Source organism: Koromonas soli (genome assembly GCF_059726265.1).
The window spans coordinates 340,334-359,312 of the sequence record NZ_AP040872.1; the positions used below are offsets into that span (position 1 = coordinate 340,334).

Genomic DNA, 18,979 nt, shown 5'->3' on the forward strand with positions numbered 1-18,979 from the left:
AGTTACTTGACCGGGGTCACACCGCAAACCGATTACTGGGCCCGCCGATTTTGTACAAGATGCAGCCAAGAAGTCCTACGCTGCATTTTTAATTAACAAAAAGTGAGTGGAAAGAGAGGTCTTTCGATTCAATCCGGCGAGTATCGCAATTATTGTGGCGATGTGGCGAACAGTTGCTTGGCTGCCATAACCGTATTGGTGTGGATTGCCACCGTATCATCCGGGTCCTGTGAATAACCTCCCGCAAATGTGGTCATGATTGGGCATCCGAGGTCGCGCGCAAAGTTGTACACCATGCGATCGCGTTCCATCAGGCCGTCCATGGTAAGTGCCAAACCGCCAAGTTGATCATCTTCATACGGATCCGCCCCGGCTATGTAACAAATTAACTCCGGCTCAAAGTGCTGCTGTGCGAGCTTCAAAGCTTTTTCCAACCACCAAAGATAGTCGGCATCATTGATTCCGTCGGGAAGATTTACGTCAATGGAGGATGGCGGCTTCCAGTGCGGGTAGTTGCTTTCCTGATGCAGTGAAATCGTATAGACGTCGCGGGCAGCGCTGGTCTTCATGTGAGCCTCGCGACGGTGCGACATTATGCTCGGCACCCATGTAGAGCTCTGAGGAAAAGGCTCTGGTAAGCCATTGCCGAATATTGCAGCGGTGCCATTTCCTTGGTGCACGTCGCAATCTATCACCATGGCGCGGGCGATATGGCCATCGCGTTGCAAGCGACGGATCGCCACGGCTACATCGTTGATGAGGCAGAACCCCTCGCCATGATCGGCGAATGCATGGTGAAACCCTCCACCAATGTGTATGCAGCAACCGTCTCGAAGAGATTGTTGCGCGGCCACGATGGAGCCGCCGGTGACGCGCCAGAACGCATCCACCAGCTCTTTACTATAAGGGACTTCCAATTCAAGTTCTTCGCGGGTGCTCAGGGTTCCATTCTTTAGCTTTTCCACCCAGAGCCTGGTGTGGACCAGCAGCACGTCCTCATCGCCGCAACACGGAGCGTGAATGAAATCGGATTCGCAGAATGCGCCAGACTTCACCAACCGCTCCCGAACCGCGCGATACTTACTTGCGTGGAACACATGAGCACCGACCGGTAATGTCCCAACCGAGTACACCAAGCGCAGCGGAGAATGATTCATCAGGCCCTTCTCTCTTGTACCGCCCGGAGAGTTTGATGCCGCACCCCAACTAGAATCCTACTTACGATAGTCCCTATCGCGGCTTCCCGCCAGCGCATCGCAATACAGACGCATGAAACGCCAACAGAAATCCCGCAGAGAGACGCGCGTCGGCTACGTTACGAGTCACCCTGAACTCGACGCGTTGGTGGATATCACCGGCCCCGCACTGGTCGAGTCTCCGCTGCCCGCGGGGGATCAGAAGCGCAAACCCATCATCTCCATCGATGGCAGAGACGTGGAAGACGTTCCAAGTACCGCGACTCCCGCTACCCGCAATCGCGCCGCCTGATCCCCGTTGAATCACTCTGCCCGCGATGCCTCGATCCCAAATTTCTAAATCAACTGATACAATACTCGGGTTGCTATAAGTATCCTCACCCTGAGTGACTCCAGCCGGTGCTGGAGCGCTACAAATCTCGAGGCTTCGGCTTACCTGTGCGCAAATTCATGATTCAGTATCGTCCTCTATCGCTCGCCCTGGTTGTGGGCCTGCTCTGCCTGTCGATCTCCTGTAAGAAGCAGGCGCAGGCTCCGGCTGCTATGCCGGCCTTCCCGGTCCAAGTGCAAAAAGTGAGCCTGCAGCAGGTCGGCGACTCGTCAGAGTTCCTGGCTACGCTGCAATCCCGCAACTCTGCCGTGCTACAGCCCGAGGTGGAGGGCCAAATTACCAGGATATTTGTAACTTCTGGGACACACGTCAGCGCTGGCCAGCCAATTATGGAAATCGATCCGCGGCGTCAGCAGGCAACGGTGAACCAGCAGGTTGCGACCAGGCAATCGCAACAGGCCACGCTGGCATATAACAAGGCCGAACTGGAACGCTCGCGCAAGCTCTTCGAGGCTGGAGTTATCAGCCGCCAGGCATACGACAATGCCGTGAGCGCCTATGACGCCTCGAAAGCGACGGTTCAGGCCACTGAAGCCAACATTAACCAGCAGCAGGTTCAGCTCCACTACTTCACCGTGCGGGCGCCCGCGGCTGGAATCATTGGCGATATTCCTGTTCGCGTTGGAGACCGCGTGGTCAACAACACGGTTTTGACCACGCTTGATCGCGGGGGTGAGCTCGAGGCCTACATCAATGTTCCATCGGAGCGCGCCGGAGAGGTGCGCCCAGGAACCCAAGTTGATCTGCTGAATGAAGATGGAACGACAGCGGTGTCCACCAAGGTCAATTTCATCTCGCCGCGCATCGACACGACGAATCAGCTTCTGCTGATCAAGGCACCGGTTCCCAATGCAGACCACCGATTCCGCAACGACCAGGTGCTGCATGCGAAAGTTATCTGGCGACAGGTGAACAAGCCAACGGTTCCCGTTACAGCCATGACGCGCCTGGGAGCGCAGTCGTTTGTCTTTGTTGTGGGCAAGGGGCCTGCGGGGACGGCGGCTTTACAACGCCCTGTGAAGCTGGGCGCGCTGATAGGCAACAACTACGTGATCGAAGAGGGACTGAATCCTGGAGACACGGTGATTGTAGGCGGAACCCAGAACCTGATCGACGGCATGCCGGTTGTTCCACAGGCATAGGCGCGGAGGACACATTGTTCGTTGATTTCTTTATTCGCCGTCCGGTGTTTGCCACCGTGTGTTCGTTGCTCATCATCCTCGGCGGCGGCATAGCTATTCCAACGCTGCCCATCGCTCAGTTTCCTGTACTTGCTCCGCCACAGGTGTCGGTCAGTGCGTTCTACACCGGAGCCAACGCGCAGGCTGTAGAGAGCGGCGTCACCACACTGCTCGAACAGGCCATCAACGGTGCTGAAGGCATGCGCTACATGTCGTCAAACAGCGGCAACGACGGCTCGGCCTCCATCACGGCAACATTCCGGCTCGACCGCAGTCTCGATATCGCAGCCGTGGACGTACAGAACCGCGCATCGACCGCGCAGGGACGTTTGCCCGCCTCGGTGCAACAGACCGGTGTGACGATCAACAAGAACTCGGGTTCGTTCGTGATGGCCTTCGGCTTCTATACGCTGGACAATCGCTACGACCCGCTGTTCATTTCCAACTATCTCGATGTGTATGTTCGCGATGCTCTGAAGCGGGTACCGGGCGTTGGCGATGTCATCATCTTCGGCGAGCGCAAATACGCCATGCGTTTGTGGCTTGACCCTGTTCGTCTCGCCAAGCGCGGGCTGACGGCGGTGGATGTGACCAATGCGTTGGCCGAGCAGAACGTGCAGGTCGCAGCCGGGCAAATCGGTCAGCCTCCTGTTCCCGCAGGACAGCTTTACAACCTCAGCGTGCGCGCTGCCGGACGTCTTGTCGATCCGCAGCAGTTCGAGAGCATCGTAGTGAAGCAGTCGAAGGACGGCTCGATCGTGCAGCTGCGCGACGTGGGTCGTGCTGAACTCGGCGCAGAAGATTACTCGTCAAATCTGACTTTCAGCGGATATCCCGCGATCGGCATCGGCATCCAGCAGTTGTCGAATGCGAACGCACTCGACGTTGAGGCGGGCGTGAAGGCGGAGATGGCGCGGCTCTCGAAGACTTTTCCTTCGGGCCTTAAGTACCAGGAAGCATTCAACACCACGACCGCGGTTCGCGACTCGATCAGGGAAGTGCTGAAAACGCTTGGGGAAGCCATCCTCATCGTTATCATCGTTATTTTCTTCTTCCTGCAAACCTGGCGCAGTACGTTGATTCCAGCGGTAACGATTCCGGTGTCGCTGATCGGTGCGTTCGCGTTCGTTAAGCTCTTTAACTTCTCGATCAACACGCTGACCTTGTTTGGCATCACCCTCGCCACGGGACTCGTGGTCGATGATGCCATCGTGGTGATCGAAAACGTGGAGCGCCATCTCGAGGAAGGCATACACGACGCGCGCCGCGCGACTTCGGTCGCAATGAGCGAAGTGACTTCCGCGGTAATCGCGACCTCCATCGTGCTGATCGCTGTGTTCGTTCCGGTGTCGTTGTTCCCCGGAACAACCGGGCGCCTCTATCAGCAGTTCGCGCTAACGATCGCCTTCTCTATCGGGTTGTCGGCGTTCAACGCGCTGACGCTCACGCCTGCATTATCGGCTCTGCTGCTGAGGCACACCGACCGGCAGGCGAACCCGATATTCCGGACCTTCAATCGTGGTATCTCCTCTATGACGGACGGCTACCGCCGCCTGCTCACGCGCATGGAGAACACGAAGACGTTGGTCGTAGCCCTGTTCATCCTTGGGCTGGCTCTTACTGCGTGGGTTTACAAATCCGTGCCCACCAGCTTTGTGCCGGAAGAGGACCAGGGGTATTTCATTGTCGTCGTGCAGGCGCCGGATGCAGCCTCCTTGGAATACACATCGAAAGTCGCCGCACGCGCCAATGCTGCGATCATGAACAATTCCGATGTTGCTGGCGTATTCGCTGTCCCGGGATTCAGTTTTGGTGGCGCGGCGCCGAATCGTGGATTGATATTCGTAAATCTCAAGCCTATTGCGGAGCGCAAGGGAGACCAGCATTCGCTCGCGGCGATCATCAATTCTCTGCGTGGTCCGCTAGGCTCTATCAATGAGGCAAACGTGATTCCGTTTGCGCCACCGGCGATTCAGGGCCTGAGTGCTTTCGGAGGATTCACTTTCGAACTGCAGCAGACCGGCTTCAGCACTCCTGAGGAACTGGAAGGAACTCTGCAGAAGTTCCTCGGTGCTGCCCGTCAACGTAAGGAACTTTCGGCGCAGTCGGTATATTCGAGCTACACGGCGCGAACCCCGCAGGTGCTGGTGGAAATCGATCGAGAGAAGGCGAAGAGTCTCGGCGTGCCGTTCTCGCAAATTAACTCGACTTTGCAGACTTACATGGGCTCGACATATGTCAACGATTTCGATTTCAACAATCGTTCGTATCGAGTCTATGTGCAGGCCGACAAGCAGTTCCGCGTGAACCCCTCCAATCTGACGCAGTTCTATGTGCGCTCGGATACCGGAGCCATGGTGCCGCTGTCCAACATCGTGACGTTGAAGGACACGGCTGGACCGAGCATCATCAGCCACTACAACCTGTTCCGCTCGGCTGAAATCAACGGCTCTGCCGCGCCCGGATTCAGTTCCGGACAGGCCCTGAGCGCGATGGAAGACGTTGCTCACCAGGTGTTGCCAACAGGCTACGGGTTCGAATGGACCGGACTTGCGCTCGAAGAAATCCAGTCTGGTAAGCAGGCCTTCCTGCTCTTCGGACTCGGACTGCTGGTGGTGTACCTCGTGCTTTCGGCGCAGTATGAGAGCTTTGTTCTGCCATTCATCATTCTTCTCTCGGTGCCCATGGCAGTACTTGGAGCTCTGGGTGCCCAGTCGCTACGTGGCTTGCAAAACGATGTTTACTGCCAGATCGGACTGGTGATGCTGATTGGCCTCGCCAGCAAGAACGGCATTCTCATCGTGGAGTTTGCCGAGCAACTGCAGCGCAATGGAATGGAACTGTTCCCGGCTACGGTCGAGGCCGCGCGCTTGCGCCTGCGCCCCATTGTTATGACTTCGGTCGCGTTCATTCTTGGCGTGCTGCCGCTGGTGTTTGCTACTGGCGCGGGTAGTGCAGGACGTCACTCGGTCGGCACCACGGTGTTCGGCGGAATGATTGTTTCAACCATCCTCAACCTGTTCCTAATCCCGATTCTTTACGTCATCGTGCGCAGCCTCATTCCTATGCCCAGGGTTGCGGCGGCTGAGCCCGAGACGGCACAGTAGAGCAGGGAAGAGCATCAATCGTGAGGGGCGCGGTTTTCATCCGCGCCCTTTGCATTGAAAGATTGAGTCACCCGCACGATATACTTTTCGGCGTGCTGCCCACTCCAGCGTCTCGCGCTTCCGATCTCCGCTCTTCGTTGAACATGCCGTCCCCTCGTCCGGAGGGCGTGGGAGTCACGGCGCTGCTCATGTCCGTGTTTCTGGCAATCGACTACATCACGAGCCTCGTACATCTCTCGGGAGGGTCACTGGGTGCGCTGTTTACTCATGCCAATGCTTACAGGCTCATCGGCGGTCCTCTCGTGGTCGGCGTCGTGTACTTCGTGATCTGGAGTTTCTATCAGGGGGAACAGTGGAGCCGAATTCTCGTCCTTATATGGTCGGGGCTCATTGCTCTTGAAGGTGTATCGACCGTGTGGGAGCACGGTGGCAGTCTTGCGTCGGCCATGGCGCACCCTGTTCTGTTTCTAAAGTGCGCGCTTGCTGTGTTTCTGCTCTATTGGCTGAACACGCGTCCCCTGCGCGCGTTCTTCGCGGGTACTCCAAGCGCGATGGACCAATTGAGTCAGCGCCTCGGGGGGAAACTGTGTACCTCGGTGGAGAGCTACGCGACGGCACCAGGAAATGAGGGCTGGCGCATCGCGTTCGAGCATGACTCGGAACTGTTTCTGGACTGCCCATGGCGCTTGGTGGTGGATGGCAATCTGAGCTGGGCTTCGCATCCGGGAGCGACACCCACACCGGAGGTCCACCCCAGACAGCTTCTGCAGAATGTGCGCGTCCAGAGCGTGCGAGTGGCTCCGCGCACCTCAGACCTTTTTGTGGCGTTCGAAATGGGAATCGAACTCCAGACCTGGAGCCTCGATCCGAAAAGTTCACAGTGGAAGTACGCTGACCCCGCATTTACCGTTGCAGCTCAGGGCTCAGCACTGGAATCACAGGCACTCGCGAATCATATTTCTGTGGAGCGTGGGGGTGAGAACGCCTAAGCAACTCCGCGTATGCTAGGATTTCTAAGTGCGGCATCTTCTGCCGCACAGAGTCGGGGCGTAGCGCAGCCTGGTAGCGCACCTGCCTTGGGCGCAGGGGGTCGGAGGTTCGAATCCTCTCGCCCCGACCATTCCTTCCTATTTACTTTCGGCCAGTGAAATTCCTGCTCAGCCTTGGACGAACCCCTGCAGTGGCCGCAACTGTACTTGTCTCACCTCGCATCTGACAGAGGCCTGGTCTGTCAGGAGGCCTTGTGGGTCCTGCTTCTTCCGTTAAATCGGCTACTGGAGCGGCCGTGCGCCGCGGTGGACGGAATGTGGTCGGTCGTGGAATCCACGAATCTCGACAACCGTTCGTTTGGATTGAACGACGAAGTCAACCTCGTTACGCTCGACCGCACACTCGCCAACCAGCTTGCGGAGCAGTACGTACAGGACCTGACGCGCTCTCAACGCGTGAGCTATGACCAGTGGAAGCGTCCGCTGTGGGAACGTGCCCTCGAAATGGTAGGCTCGTTAGTCGAGCGCCAGCCGTGATGACGCGCTCTGGCTCGTTCAACCAGCCGACTCCATTCATCATCGCGAAGGAGTGATGGGCTGGGGGCATTCATGCATCGAATCGGAGTGTATGTGAGTAAGAATCGCTTGTTGCTTTTGATCGTCTGCGCGTGTGGCTTAATGTTGGTAGCCCAAACCCCGAAGCCCCAAAAGACAGTTGCCGACGGGGCAAAAAGGTTTTTCGCTCCTTATGTGGATGTAGCGCGTCTTCCAAATGATCTAGTTCAAATCCATTCGCAATCCGGAGTTCGATATTTCACGCTCGCGTTTGTGAATTCCGCTCAGGGGTGCACTCCGACCTGGCCGGGCGGCAACGCAGTATCCAGCGACACGACGATCGCTGAAAATGTAAAAGGGCTTCGCGCGCATTCTGGAGATGTCATTATCGCCTTCGGTGGCTATGAAGGAACTGAGCTCGCGCAGGCCTGTAGCGATGTACCCTCTCTACAGAGTGCGTATCAGAAGGTAGTGGACAAATACCATCCCACGATTCTTGATTTCGACATAGAGCACCTCGCGATCGAGGACCAAGCGTCGATAGACCGACGCAGCGCCGCGCTCCGCCTTCTCGCAAACGCAAATCATGGACTGCAGATTAACTTCACATTACCGGCAACTCCAGCCGGACTAACCGCCCAAGCAGTGAACGTGCTGAAGAGCGCGGTGGCCAAGAAAACACCTATCGCCATCGTGAATGTAATGACGATGGATTACGGCCCTGCAGCAACATCCAAAGATATGGGGGCAAATGCGATATCGGCCATTGAGGGTGCGCAGAAGCAGTTGAACGAGCTTGGGTTAAATGCAAAGCTCGGGATCACGCCTATGCTCGGTATGAACGATGTTGCGGGTGAAATATTCACACTTGCTGATGCGGCTGCCGTGGTTTCGTACTCTCAGAAGAATCGGAACGTAGCGCTTCTAGCGTTCTGGTCCATTGGCCGCGACAACGGATCCTGTTTGGGTTCGGTATCTCCATCTTGCAGCGGCATTGCGCAGAAGACGTGGGAGTTTTCGCATGTATTCGCGGCGTTTCATTGACTCGCGTCTGTAGCGCGAGAATCCATGATGGCTAAATCGAAAGGCGTTTCGTGATTTACGCAATCACTGCAGCAGAGCTGATTTCTGGTGATACGCGGATTCGCGAGCCCTTGGTGTCGGTGGAAGATGGCAAAGTGCAGGCAGTCGTTTCGCGTCAGTCGCAAGAAATCCCGGCGAGCGCAAAACACCTGGCTTTTCCTGATGCGGTGCTTGTGCCCGGCTACATCGATCTCCACATTCATGGTTCTGCCGGATACGACATCATGCAGGCCGAGGATGACGGGCTGCTCGGCATGTCGAGATTCCTTGGTTCCCGCGGTGTCACGTCATTTCTGGCGACCACGGTGACAGCGGGGCAGAGAGTGCTCACCCGCGCCGTACAAAGAATTGCAGAGCAGATTCATCACTGGTCAGCCGTCGGCGCCGCAAGGCCCATCGGCATTCACCTTGAAGGTCCCTGCATCAGTAGGGCTCGTCGTGGCGTTCATCCTGCATGCGACATCAAGAATCCCACCGTGGAGCTGTTTGACAGCCTTCATAGAGCTTCAGCCGGTACGTTGAGATTGATCACCATCGCCCCAGAACTGCCCTGCGCGATTGAGGTGATTCGTGAAGCGGTAAAGCGCGGTGTAACGGTTTCCATCGGCCACACCGACGGCACAGCCGATGATGCACTGGCGGCCATTGAAGCGGGTGCGACTCACGTGACACACGTGTTCAATGCCATGCGCCCGCTTGAACATCGCTCGCCGGGAGTAGTCGTTGAGGCGCTCCGAAACCCAGTGCTCTCAGCAGAGATCATCGCGGACGGTGTGCATGTCGATCGCCGCGTGGTGGATTTGTTCCTTCGCTGCAAAGGGAAAGACCGGGCGGTTTTGGTGACGGATGCCATATCCGCTACGGGCATGGGCGATGACCGCTACAGGCTGGGTTCAGTCAAAGTGGAGGTGAAAGGATCTCGAGCGGTGTGCGGGGGGCGCCTTGCCGGGAGCGTACTAACGCTCGACCAGGGAGTTCGCAATGTGATGGAGTTCTCTGGACTGTCGCTCGCAGACAGTACGCGGCTCGCAAACCGCAATCCAGCCAATGTCCTGCGAGATACGAGCATAGGAACCATTGCTCCAGGCATGCGCGCGGACATTGCCGTCCTTTCGCCGCAAGGGCAGGTTCTGCAAACTTTCATTTCTGGAGTTCCAGTGCTTAGCTGACGTGCTCGGAGTGCAGCGTCTATAGCTGCTTAGCAACGATAGAAAGAGCTCCGATATTCGCTAGTACGAAGGGGAGTTCGCGCTTTGGGGCAATGCGAAATATCGCTTCCAGAAGTCGAAGTTCTTGGGTTCAGACGGTTTGATCGGTTCGCATTTTGCGCCCAGTCGCATTACCGAGGGAACTGCGGGATCCACCGGATTCCAGCGTGGCACAGTGTCTCCGTTCGGATCGCCCTTGCCCGCCATATTCTTCCAATACGTCATCATCATTCTTGATATCTGGAAGTCCACTGCTTCCCAGGGACGTTCCATCATCGTGAGATTTCCGAAGGTGTATGGAATTTCGCCTGTGTGAAATGCGCCGAATTCGGGATGAGTCGGCCAGGGAATCGCGCGATCGAAGTAGTAGGTGAAGACGGGGTTTTTGTGAGTCCTGGTTCTGCGGCTTGCCCATAGGTACATCCCCGAGCGATAACGGTCCCGCGCACTTGCTGCGTCTGCCTTCTTAACATCCTCATCGGCAAGGGCTGGGTACAATTTCAGAAACTCCTCTCCCATCGCCCCGTATCTTTTCTGAGCCTGCTCTTGGTACGTGGAGACTGTTGACGGATGGACGGCGCTCATCAACGAGTCGTCCTGCTGGAAACCGGTGATGACAGGTACATCATTGTCCTTGCCAGCCTCAGTGGTCACGACTGCGGGACTCTCGGGTAACACCCAGCCGTCGATGACGGGTGAGAACGCCCCATTGTCTCCGGAGAGTAGATCTTGTGCGCTAAGCGCGCGTAGAGCTTTAGCGGAAGGTGCATTCTTGCTCGCGGCGAAGTTCACGCCAAGCTTTTCGGCATCGGGCAGTGCTTTCATCGCGTTTGCGACCCCGTTGATTCCGCTGTCGGCAATGGCCGCCTGGAACAGGCCGCGTCCGAGTGGCGATGCTACCAAATCCCACACGCTCCTTGCGCCTGCCGACTGTCCGGCGATTGCGACATGAGCCGGATCTCCACCGAAGGCTGCGATGTTTTGTTGTACCCATTGCAGCGCGGCCAACTGATCCAACAGGCCATAGTTGCCTGAGCTGTGGTGTGCGGACTCGGCCGTGAGATCAGGATGCGCTAGAAAGCCGAACACACCTAAACGGTAGTTGAGGGTGACAACCACCATACCGGTCTTCGCCAATTGCTCGCCGTCGTAAATGGGAACGTCCCCAGAACCGGCGCGAAACGCTCCGCCATGGACGTAAACGAGCACAGGCAAATTCTCAGCCTGTCCGGTTTTTGGAGACCAGATATTGAGATACAGGCAATCTTCGCTGGCAGGTGTGAGGTATAGGAATTCCTTGGTCCACGGACCGAACTCTTTATTCGGACCTTGCATGCACGTCCCGCCAAAGTGATCTGCCTTCAGCACGCCTTTCCACGGAGCGACCGGCTGAGGCGCGCGCCATCGCAGCGACTCTACGGGAGGCGCCGCGTACGGCACCCCTTTGAAACTTGTCACAGAGCCGTCTCTGTTTAGGACACCCGATACCATGCCGTACTTGGTCTCGACCTGACTGTCTGCTGGCTGCCGATTTGCAGCGGCGCACACTGCCGCAAACAGCAGGAGAAATCCCGTGACAAGTGTCTTCTTCATTTGATCTTTCCCTTGCGTATCAGCCTGTAATCGGACGCGTAGATTCGCGAATAACTAACTCCGGCTCGACGTGAATGTCTTCAGGTGATGACAGCGTGCCGGCGATTCGCTTCAGTAGCGTTGACGCCGCGAGTTCTCCCATGTTCTTTAGCGGCTGTCGCAGAGTTGTCAGTCGTGGGGTCTGGTACGCGGCAGCTTGAATATCATCGAAGCCAATTACTGAGATATCTTCCGGCACCCGGATTCCGGCGTCATGCAGCGCGCGAATTGCGCCGATCGCGGTGACATCGTTGAACGCAATCAGTGCTGTAAAGGAAATCCCTTTTGCCAACTGCTTGCGCACAATCTCGTAGCCTTCTTCCGGAACCGAAGGACCGTGAGTTCGATCATTCGATGGGAGTTGCATCACGAGCTTGGGAGAGAGCGTGATCCCGAAATGCGCAGCTGCGTTCGATATGCCTTCCCAACGCTCCTGGGCGGCAACTCGCCATGAATGTCCTTTGATCACGGCAATGCGGCGATGACCCTGCGCTGCGAGATGCTCCAGCGCGAGCCAGCCGCCACGATGATTGTCCAGTGCAATGCGCGTTACGCCTTCGGCTTGTGCCTGCCGTCCGATGGAGACCGTGGGCAAACCGAGCGGAACAGCCAGTGGCGTATTCAGTAAGATAAATCCCTCGACGGCGCGCTGCTGCAGTGCTCGCGGAAACTCGTCAATGAGCTCCTGCTTTCCGCGATGATTCGCGAGGTAGTAGAAATATTTCTGCGATACCAGGTGCTCATCGATTCCGCTTACGACCGACGCGGAGAAATCCTCACTCACCTCGGGGAGAAGCACGGCAATCGTGTAGCTGCGCTTCGTTGCCATGTAGCGCGCGTAAAAATCGGGACGATAATCGAACTTTTCGGCGGCTTCGAAGATGCGTCTTCTGGTTTCTTCTGGGATGGCCTGTGCGCGCTCGGCTCCGTTCATCACCAGTGAGACAGTGCTCGGCGAGAGCCGGAGATAGTCGGCGAGAAACTTTTGAGTGACCGGCTGTCCCTTCCCCTTCTTGGGTGCGTCCACAGTGTTCTCCTGTCTGAATCTCAAGATAAACCATCGTGCTGCCCCTTGCTGCTCGTAACTACACATATGGACTGACGAGACGAAAATCATTGACATGCCAGAAGCAACATAGGATAGTTCTTAATGTTTAATCAAGCGCTTTAATAGAATTGTTTCGCCCAACAACGGGAGAGCTGCTTTCGCTATGTCCTGCCCTGAGGCTCCAGCCGAGATCTCCGAACGCGTACCGCAATCCGCAGTCGTCGGTGTAGGCAGCTATCGCTGGCGCATCTGCGCTCTACTGTTCTTCGCAACCACCATCAACTACATGGATCGCGCAGTGCTCGGCATACTCGCGCCCGCTCTGCAAAAGAGCATCGGCTGGACCGAGGTCCAATACGGCTACATCGTCATGGCATTCATGGCGGCTTACGCCGTTGGCATTCTCCTGGTGGGCAGATTTATCGACCAAGTCGGTACGCGAATCGGATATTCGGTTGCGGTTGGTGTCTGGAGTCTGGCGGCAATGGGCCATGCGCTGGTTCATTCTGTGCTGGGCTTCGGTGCTGCGCGCTTCATGCTCGGCCTTGGCGAGTCTGGAAACTTCCCAGCAGCGATAAAGACAGTCGCTGAGTGGTTTCCGAAAAAAGAGCGTGCTCTTGCGACCGGCATCTTCAATTCCGGCACAAATCTCGGAGCGACCATCGCGCCGCTGGTGGTGCCTTGGATTGCGATGAATATGGGCTGGAGATGGGCGTTTCTGTTTACGGGTCTGTTCAGCACGATGTGGTTAGTTCTCTGGTTTTCCACCTACGAAAAACCACAACTTCATCCACGCCTAACGTCAGGCGAACTCGCCTACATCAATAGTGATTCTGTCGAGCCAATTGGAAAAATATCGTGGCTGCGCCTGTTGCCACATCGGCAAGCGTGGGCCTTCCTCGTCGGCAAACTCATTTCAGATCCTGTCTGGTACTTTCTGCTCTTCTGGCTGCCTAAGTTTTTCAATGCCAAGTATGGGCTTTCGGCGAAGCAATTCGCACTACCGCTCATTGTCATTTACAACGTCGCGGCCGTCGGCAGTATCTACGGCGGATGGCTATCAGGAAAGTTTCTAAAACTCGGCTGGAGTCTGAATCGCGCTCGCAAAACCGCCATGTTCATCTGTGCGGCGGCGTGGGTACCCATGATTTTCATCTCGCGGTTCAACAACGTCTGGCTTGCCGTGGCTTTCATCAGCATTGCGGCAGCGGCGCATCAGGGATGGTCGGCCAATCTGTTCACCATCGCGTCCGACATGTTCCCGCGCCGCGTCGTGGCTTCCATTGTGGGCATCGGTGGATTTGCTGGAGCAGCGGCCATGATCGTCGTCGCGCTCTCGGTCGGCGTGCTTCTTCAGGTTTCGGGCAACAACTACGGACCCATCTTTGCAGTAGCAGGTTCAGCGTATCTATTGGCGCTGCTGCTCATTCATGCACTCGTACCCACACTGGCGCCAGCGGATATTCGGCGGGAATCGGCATCTGCGGCGGCAGAGTGCGACTAATAAGAATTCGATCCAGGGGTTAGGTTCATGTCGGTACATTCGCAGTTGGAAATCGGCGGTAAAACGGCAGTCATCGTCGGAGGAACCTCCGGCATAGGATTCGCCATCGCAAAAGGCTTTGCCCTCGCCGGGGCTCATGTTGTCCCAACCGGGCGGCGCGCGGACCTTGTGGCCGCGGCCTGCAATGAGGTTCGTCAGGCCGGTGCCCGGACTCTGGAGTTCCCATGCGACGTCACTGACGCGAAGAGCGTCCAGGAGTTGTCCGATCGAGTGCATGCCGAGTTCGGCGCAGCAGACATCCTCGTCAACTGCGCAGGACGCATCCAGCGGAAACCCACTCTCGATGTTTCCGAAAGCGAGTGGAGTCAGATTCTGGAGACGAATCTCAATGGGACTCTGCGGGCGTGTCAGGTCTTTGGCCGCCATATGGTGGAGCGCAAATACGGTCGCATCATCAATATCGCTTCTCTCACGTCGTTTGTCGCGCTGCACGAAGTAGCCGCGTACTCGGCCAGCAAGGCGGCGGTGGTCGCACTGACTCGATCATTGGCGATTGAGTGGTCGCGGTACGGTGTCTGCGTGAATGCCATCGCGCCCGGCGTCTTCAAAACCGATCTGAATAAGGCTTTGCTCGAGGGCACACCGCGCGGGCACGAACTGCTGATGCGCACCCCTATGCAACGCTTTGGCAAAGTCGAGGAACTTATCGGCGCAGCAATCTTTCTTGCTTCGAATGCAGCCAGCTTCGTCACCGGCCAGACGATTGTTGTCGATGGCGGTTTCCTGGCGAGTGGCGTCAATCAGTGAGCAGAGATCAAGTTCGAAGGGATGGTTTTATGTCCGGATTCATTCATGACGATTTCTTGCTGAGCACCGCTACGGCAAGAAAGCTGTATCACACCTACGCCGAAAATGAGCCCATCCTCGACTACCATTGCCATCTCTCTGCCAAAGACATTGCGGAGAATCGGCGGTTTCAGAATCTCGCAGAGATCTGGCTCGAAGGCGACCACTATAAGTGGCGTGCCATGCGAGCCAATGGTAGTGACGAACGTTTCTGCACCGGAGAGGCCGCCCCATACGAAAAGTTTCTCGAGTGGGCGCGCACCGTTCCACACACGTTAAGGAACCCGCTGTATCACTGGACGCATCTTGAGCTGAAGCGTTACTTCGGCATTGATGAATTGCTGAGTGAAAGCACGGCCTCTCGCATTTGGGAGCGTGCAAATGCCGAACTGGCCTCTGGTGCTCTAAGCGCTCACGGAATACTGAAGAAATTTCATGTTGCGGCGCTATGCACGACAGACGATCCAGCCGATGACTTGTGGCACCATCAGCGGATTGCCCGCTCGGAGTTGAGCACTCGAGTCTATCCGACCTTTCGTCCGGACCGCGCCCTGCAAACGCAGGACCCAGAGGCATTCAACAGCTGGGTCAAGCGATTGGCAATCACCAGCAACACTGATATCCGCAACTTCTCCTCATTCCTTTCTGCGCTTAAGCAGCGGCATGACTTCTTTCACGAACTGGGCTGCCGCATTTCCGACCACGGCTTGAGCCATTGCTATGTGGATTTCCGCTCGGAGGCGACCGCGGCGGGAATCTTCGATAGAACCTGCGCCGGGCAGGTTCCAACCGAAGCCGAACAGTTGCACTTTGCTTCGTTCATGATGCTCTACTTCGGCTATCTCGACGCGGAGAAGGGGTGGACACAGCAACTCCATCTCGGCGCCCGGCGCAACGTGAACACTCGCAGCTATCGCGATCTGGGACCCGATACAGGCTTTGACACTATCGGAGATTGGCCGCAGGGGGCATCGCTCGCGGCTTACCTCGACAAACTGAACCAGCAGAATATGCTTCCGAAGACGATCATCTACAACTTGAACCCCGCGGATAACTACGTTTTCGCTGCGATGGCGGGAAACTTTCAGGACTCGTCGGTCCCGGGCAAGATGCAGTACGGCAGCGGTTGGTGGTTTCTCGATCAGAAAGACGGTATTGAGGCGCAGCTCAAGGCGCTTTCCAACAACGGCCTGCTGTCCCGTTTTGTCGGCATGCTGACCGACTCTCGCTCATTCATGTCGTATCCTCGCCACGAGTATTTTCGCCGTGTGCTGTGCAACCTGATCGGCAGGGAAGTCGAGAGCGGGGAACTGCCCAATGATGAGCAGCTAGTGGGGTCGATGATCCGCAATATCTGCTTCAACAATGCGCGGGCCTATCTGGACCTGGAACTGGGCGCCGAATTCTCACCCGCAACCCAAGCACAGCATAACTAAAACGCGATACCCGGGCGCGAGCTGAACAAGAGGAGTAAATCTTCATTCATGGTGATCGGAGCTGGAAATACAGACCGGTATCTGAGCGATGTCGAATTGCGGCAGATTGTCTCGGAGTCAATTGCGAATTCGGCATTTGACGGCAAGCGTGTACTGATCATCATCCCTGATGGCACGCGCACCATGCCGATGCCGCAGATGTTCGATCTGTTCGACGAACTCCTTAAGCCTCGAGCGAAGGCGCTTGACTATCTAGTGGCCTTGGGCACTCATCCACCGATGTCCGACGAGCAGTTAAGCAAGCTCATCGGGCGCAGGGTGATCGATGGCAAGACCGGGCAGAGCCGTGTCTTCAATCATCATTGGGAGGAGCCATCGACCTTTGTTCAGCTTGGCACGGTACCCGCCACCGAGATTTCTCGGCTCACTGGCGGGTTGATGTCGTGCGACGTGCCAGTGACGCTGAATAAACTGATCCTCTACTATGACCATATCGTCATCTGCGGCCCGGTGTTTCCGCACGAAGTGGTGGGATTCTCTGGTGGCAATAAGTATTTCTTTCCAGGCATAGCCGGCGCGGAAATCATCAACTTCACCCATTGGCTCGGCGCGCTCATTACGAGCTTCGACGTCATCGGTGCCGGATACACTCCGGTACGGGCTGTGATCGATCGAGCAGCGAGCCTGATTCCGAAGCCCGTGTCCTGCTTCGCGCTGGTAGTCGCGCACGAAGGGCTTGCAGGGATGTATTTCGGAACTCCTCAGGAGGCGTGGACCGCAGCCTCATCGCTCTCAGCGAAAAAACATATCGTGTACCTCGATAAGCCTCTGCGTCGGGTCCTCTCTGTGATGCCGGAGATGTATGACGATCTCTGGACCGCCGCCAAGGGTATGTACAAGCTCGAGCCTGCAATTGCCGACGGCGGAGAAGTGATCATCTACGCGCCGCACATCAGCGAAGTAAGCTACACACACGGCAAGCTGATCGACGAAGTCGGCTATCACTGTCGCGATTACTTTATGAAACAGTGGGACCGCTATAACAGTTACCCCGGCGGAGTGTTGGCGCACTCAACCCACCTTGCGGGCTTGGGTAAATATGACGTTGCGAATGGAGTCGAAACACGCCGGATCCAGGTGACGCTTGCCACCGGAATTCCAGAGGAACGCTGTCTTCGCATCAACCTCGGCTATTTCGATCCACGCTCCATCGACCTTGGCGAATGGAGTGGACGTGAGTCTGAGGGCATCGCTATCGTTCCCCGGGCCGGAGAGACTCTGTTCCGTCTGAAGCAGCAGAACACAGCGAAAATGAACTGACGCAGGAGAAGAGATGGCATACAAGATTGGCGTTGTCGGTTTGGGCGTCATGGGCGCAAACCTCGCGCTCAATATGGAACGTAACGGATTTCCTGTAGTTGGATATGATCTCGATTCGGCGAAGACGAACGCATTCCTCGAGGGACCGGCAAAGGGGAAGAGCATCATCGCTGTCGATTCTGCGGCGGCATTGATGCAGGCGTTGGAAAAGCCACGCCGCATTCTCATCATGGTTCCGGCCGGTGCTGCCGTCGATAGTGCTATCGACCATCTGAAGCCGTACATGGATACAGGCGACATCCTGATGGATGGCGGAAACTCTCACTTCCTTGACACCGAGCGCCGATGCAAATCACTTGAGGCGGAAGGGTTCAACTTTGTGGGAACCGGTGTTTCTGGTGGTGAAGAGGGTGCGCTGTGGGGACCAGCGATCATGCCCGGCGGTTCGCGGCAAGCTTGGGAAGCCGTCGCGCCAATCCTGCGCGCAATCGCCGCTCGCGCCGAGGACGACGAGCCGTGCGTGGAGTACATGGGAGAGCGCGGAGCAGGTCATTACGTGAAGATGGTTCACAACGGCATCGAGTATGCGGACATGCAGTTGATTGCCGAGTCGTACGATCTGCTGCATCGTGGACTTGGTATTCCAGTCGAGCAACTGCATGGCATCTTCAGCCAGTGGAACCAGCGCGAACTGAAATCGTATCTGATCGAGATTACCGCCAACATCTTTTCCAAGCGCGACGAAGAAACTGGAAAGCCTGTACTCGACTTCATTCTCGATGAAGCGCAACAAAAGGGCACAGGTAAATGGGCGAGTCAGAATTCGCTCGACATCGGTGCTCCCATTCCGACCATCAATGCGGCCGTTGAGAGCCGAATACTTTCAGCGCTCAAGCGTGAGCGAGTCGAAGCAAGCAAAGTGTTGCATGGTCCCACAGCCGGCACGTACGTAGGTGATCGCGACATGCTGATCGATGCCGTTGAGCAGGCGTTGTATGCGAGCAAAATCACCGCGTACGCACAGGGATTGGCGCTCATGCGGATCGCATCTGACGAGTACGGTTATGGTCTGCGTCCCGGAAAGATTGCCAAGATCTGGCGAGCAGGGTGCATCATCCGCGCAACGTTGCTGCAGGAAATCATGTCGGCCTATGACCGCGATCCAAATCTGCCCAATCTGCTGTTGGATGACCGCTTCCGCGAAGCTGTCGAAAGTCGGCAACAAGCGTGGCGGCTGGTTGTGCAGACTGCGATTGGCATGGGCATTCCGGTGCTCGCCATGAGCTCCGCACTTGCTTACTTCGATGCTTATCGCACCGAGCGTCTGCCTGCAAACTTGACACAGGCCCAGCGCGACTACTTCGGCGCGCACACATACAGACGTACTGACAGGGAAGGTGTGTTTCACACCATCTGGGCGGAGCCTCAGTACGCGACGAAATCATAGATGCGGCGCGTTATGTCGCCTGCGAGTTTCATATTG

Annotated in this window: 15 protein-coding genes and 1 tRNA gene; 13 read left to right on the forward strand and 3 right to left on the reverse strand. The window is 56.6% G+C overall.

The genetic code is table 11. The features are described from left to right. Positions 1-149: 149 nt before the first annotated feature. The gene (locus AC6IY8_RS01490) at positions 150-1,157 is read right to left on the reverse strand and encodes a histone deacetylase family protein (protein ID WP_497776887.1); all 1,008 of its coding nucleotides are present in this window, start codon (positions 1,155-1,157) and stop codon (positions 150-152) included. A 112-nt stretch (positions 1,158-1,269) separates the two neighbouring features. Between AC6IY8_RS01490 and AC6IY8_RS01495 the strand changes: the two genes are divergently transcribed. The 8 genes from AC6IY8_RS01495 to nagA all read left to right on the forward strand — a co-directional run bounded on the left by AC6IY8_RS01495 (position 1,270) and on the right by nagA (position 9,671). Continuing rightward, a complete protein-coding gene (locus tag AC6IY8_RS01495; protein ID WP_497776888.1) occupies positions 1,270-1,488 on the forward strand; it encodes a hypothetical protein in 219 nt (72 codons plus the stop codon). 146 nt (positions 1,489-1,634) lie between these two features. Beyond that, positions 1,635-2,729, forward strand: coding sequence for an efflux RND transporter periplasmic adaptor subunit (locus AC6IY8_RS01500; protein WP_497776889.1), 1,095 nt, complete (start codon positions 1,635-1,637; stop codon positions 2,727-2,729). A 14-nt stretch (positions 2,730-2,743) separates the two neighbouring features. Beyond that, positions 2,744-5,875, forward strand: coding sequence for an efflux RND transporter permease subunit (locus AC6IY8_RS01505; protein ID WP_497776890.1), 3,132 nt, complete (start codon positions 2,744-2,746; stop codon positions 5,873-5,875). A 143-nt stretch (positions 5,876-6,018) separates the two neighbouring features. Then, positions 6,019-6,864 carry a hypothetical protein gene (locus tag AC6IY8_RS01510; RefSeq protein ID WP_497776891.1) on the forward strand — a complete coding sequence of 282 codons (846 nt, stop codon included), beginning with the start codon at positions 6,019-6,021 and terminating at the stop codon, positions 6,862-6,864. A 54-nt stretch (positions 6,865-6,918) separates the two neighbouring features. After that, positions 6,919-6,995, forward strand: a tRNA-Pro gene (locus tag AC6IY8_RS01515). A 121-nt stretch (positions 6,996-7,116) separates the two neighbouring features. Continuing rightward, complete coding sequence (locus AC6IY8_RS01520; RefSeq protein ID WP_497776892.1) at positions 7,117-7,401, forward strand: phospholipase D-like domain-containing protein; 285 nt, start codon at positions 7,117-7,119, stop codon at positions 7,399-7,401. Between the two features lie 93 nt (positions 7,402-7,494). Next, complete coding sequence (locus AC6IY8_RS01525; RefSeq protein WP_497776893.1) at positions 7,495-8,463, forward strand: chitinase; 969 nt, start codon at positions 7,495-7,497, stop codon at positions 8,461-8,463. A 50-nt stretch (positions 8,464-8,513) separates the two neighbouring features. Then, on the forward strand, positions 8,514-9,671 hold the full coding sequence (nagA, locus tag AC6IY8_RS01530) for an N-acetylglucosamine-6-phosphate deacetylase (RefSeq protein ID WP_497776894.1): 1,158 nt from the start codon (positions 8,514-8,516) through the stop codon (positions 9,669-9,671). A 60-nt stretch (positions 9,672-9,731) separates the two neighbouring features. On the opposite strand, the gene AC6IY8_RS01535 is transcribed toward nagA, so the two are convergent. Beyond that, positions 9,732-11,303, reverse strand: a complete 1,572-nt coding sequence (locus AC6IY8_RS01535; protein WP_497776895.1) for a carboxylesterase/lipase family protein — start codon at positions 11,301-11,303, stop codon at positions 9,732-9,734. A 19-nt stretch (positions 11,304-11,322) separates the two neighbouring features. After that, positions 11,323-12,369, reverse strand: a complete 1,047-nt coding sequence (locus tag AC6IY8_RS01540) for a LacI family DNA-binding transcriptional regulator (protein WP_497776896.1) — start codon at positions 12,367-12,369, stop codon at positions 11,323-11,325. Between the two features lie 184 nt (positions 12,370-12,553). Between AC6IY8_RS01540 and AC6IY8_RS01545 the strand changes: the two genes are divergently transcribed. The 5 genes from AC6IY8_RS01545 to gnd are packed head-to-tail and all read left to right on the forward strand — an operon-like array spanning position 12,554 to position 18,943. Beyond that, a complete protein-coding gene (locus AC6IY8_RS01545) occupies positions 12,554-13,894 on the forward strand; it encodes an MFS transporter (protein ID WP_497776897.1) in 1,341 nt (446 codons plus the stop codon). 27 nt (positions 13,895-13,921) lie between these two features. Then, positions 13,922-14,701: an SDR family NAD(P)-dependent oxidoreductase gene (locus AC6IY8_RS01550; protein WP_497776899.1), complete on the forward strand. Its 780-nt coding sequence runs from the start codon at positions 13,922-13,924 to the stop codon at positions 14,699-14,701. Positions 14,702-14,730: 29 nt separating this feature from the next. Then, positions 14,731-16,176: a glucuronate isomerase gene (gene uxaC, locus AC6IY8_RS01555; RefSeq protein ID WP_497776900.1), complete on the forward strand. Its 1,446-nt coding sequence runs from the start codon at positions 14,731-14,733 to the stop codon at positions 16,174-16,176. A gap of 48 nt (positions 16,177-16,224) precedes the next feature. Then, positions 16,225-17,496, forward strand: coding sequence for a lactate racemase domain-containing protein (locus AC6IY8_RS01560; RefSeq protein ID WP_497776901.1), 1,272 nt, complete (start codon positions 16,225-16,227; stop codon positions 17,494-17,496). 13 nt (positions 17,497-17,509) lie between these two features. Next, complete coding sequence (gnd, locus tag AC6IY8_RS01565; protein ID WP_497776903.1) at positions 17,510-18,943, forward strand: NADP-dependent phosphogluconate dehydrogenase; 1,434 nt, start codon at positions 17,510-17,512, stop codon at positions 18,941-18,943. The last annotated feature ends 36 nt before the right edge of the window (positions 18,944-18,979 follow it).

Coding starts and splice junctions, on each gene's coding strand:
- AC6IY8_RS01560 (WP_497776901.1), top strand. CDS start 16,225: ATGGTGATCGGAGCTGGAAATACAGACCGGTATCTGAGCGATGTCGAA.
- AC6IY8_RS01495 (WP_497776888.1), top strand. CDS start 1,270: ATGAAACGCCAACAGAAATCCCGCAGAGAGACGCGCGTCGGCTACGTT.
- AC6IY8_RS01490 (WP_497776887.1), bottom strand. CDS start 1,157: ATGAATCATTCTCCGCTGCGCTTGGTGTACTCGGTTGGGACATTACCG.
- AC6IY8_RS01550 (WP_497776899.1), top strand. CDS start 13,922: ATGTCGGTACATTCGCAGTTGGAAATCGGCGGTAAAACGGCAGTCATC.
- AC6IY8_RS01510 (WP_497776891.1), top strand. CDS start 6,019: ATGCCGTCCCCTCGTCCGGAGGGCGTGGGAGTCACGGCGCTGCTCATG.
- gnd (WP_497776903.1), top strand. CDS start 17,510: ATGGCATACAAGATTGGCGTTGTCGGTTTGGGCGTCATGGGCGCAAAC.
- AC6IY8_RS01545 (WP_497776897.1), top strand. CDS start 12,554: ATGTCCTGCCCTGAGGCTCCAGCCGAGATCTCCGAACGCGTACCGCAA.
- AC6IY8_RS01535 (WP_497776895.1), bottom strand. CDS start 11,303: ATGAAGAAGACACTTGTCACGGGATTTCTCCTGCTGTTTGCGGCAGTG.
- uxaC (WP_497776900.1), top strand. CDS start 14,731: ATGTCCGGATTCATTCATGACGATTTCTTGCTGAGCACCGCTACGGCA.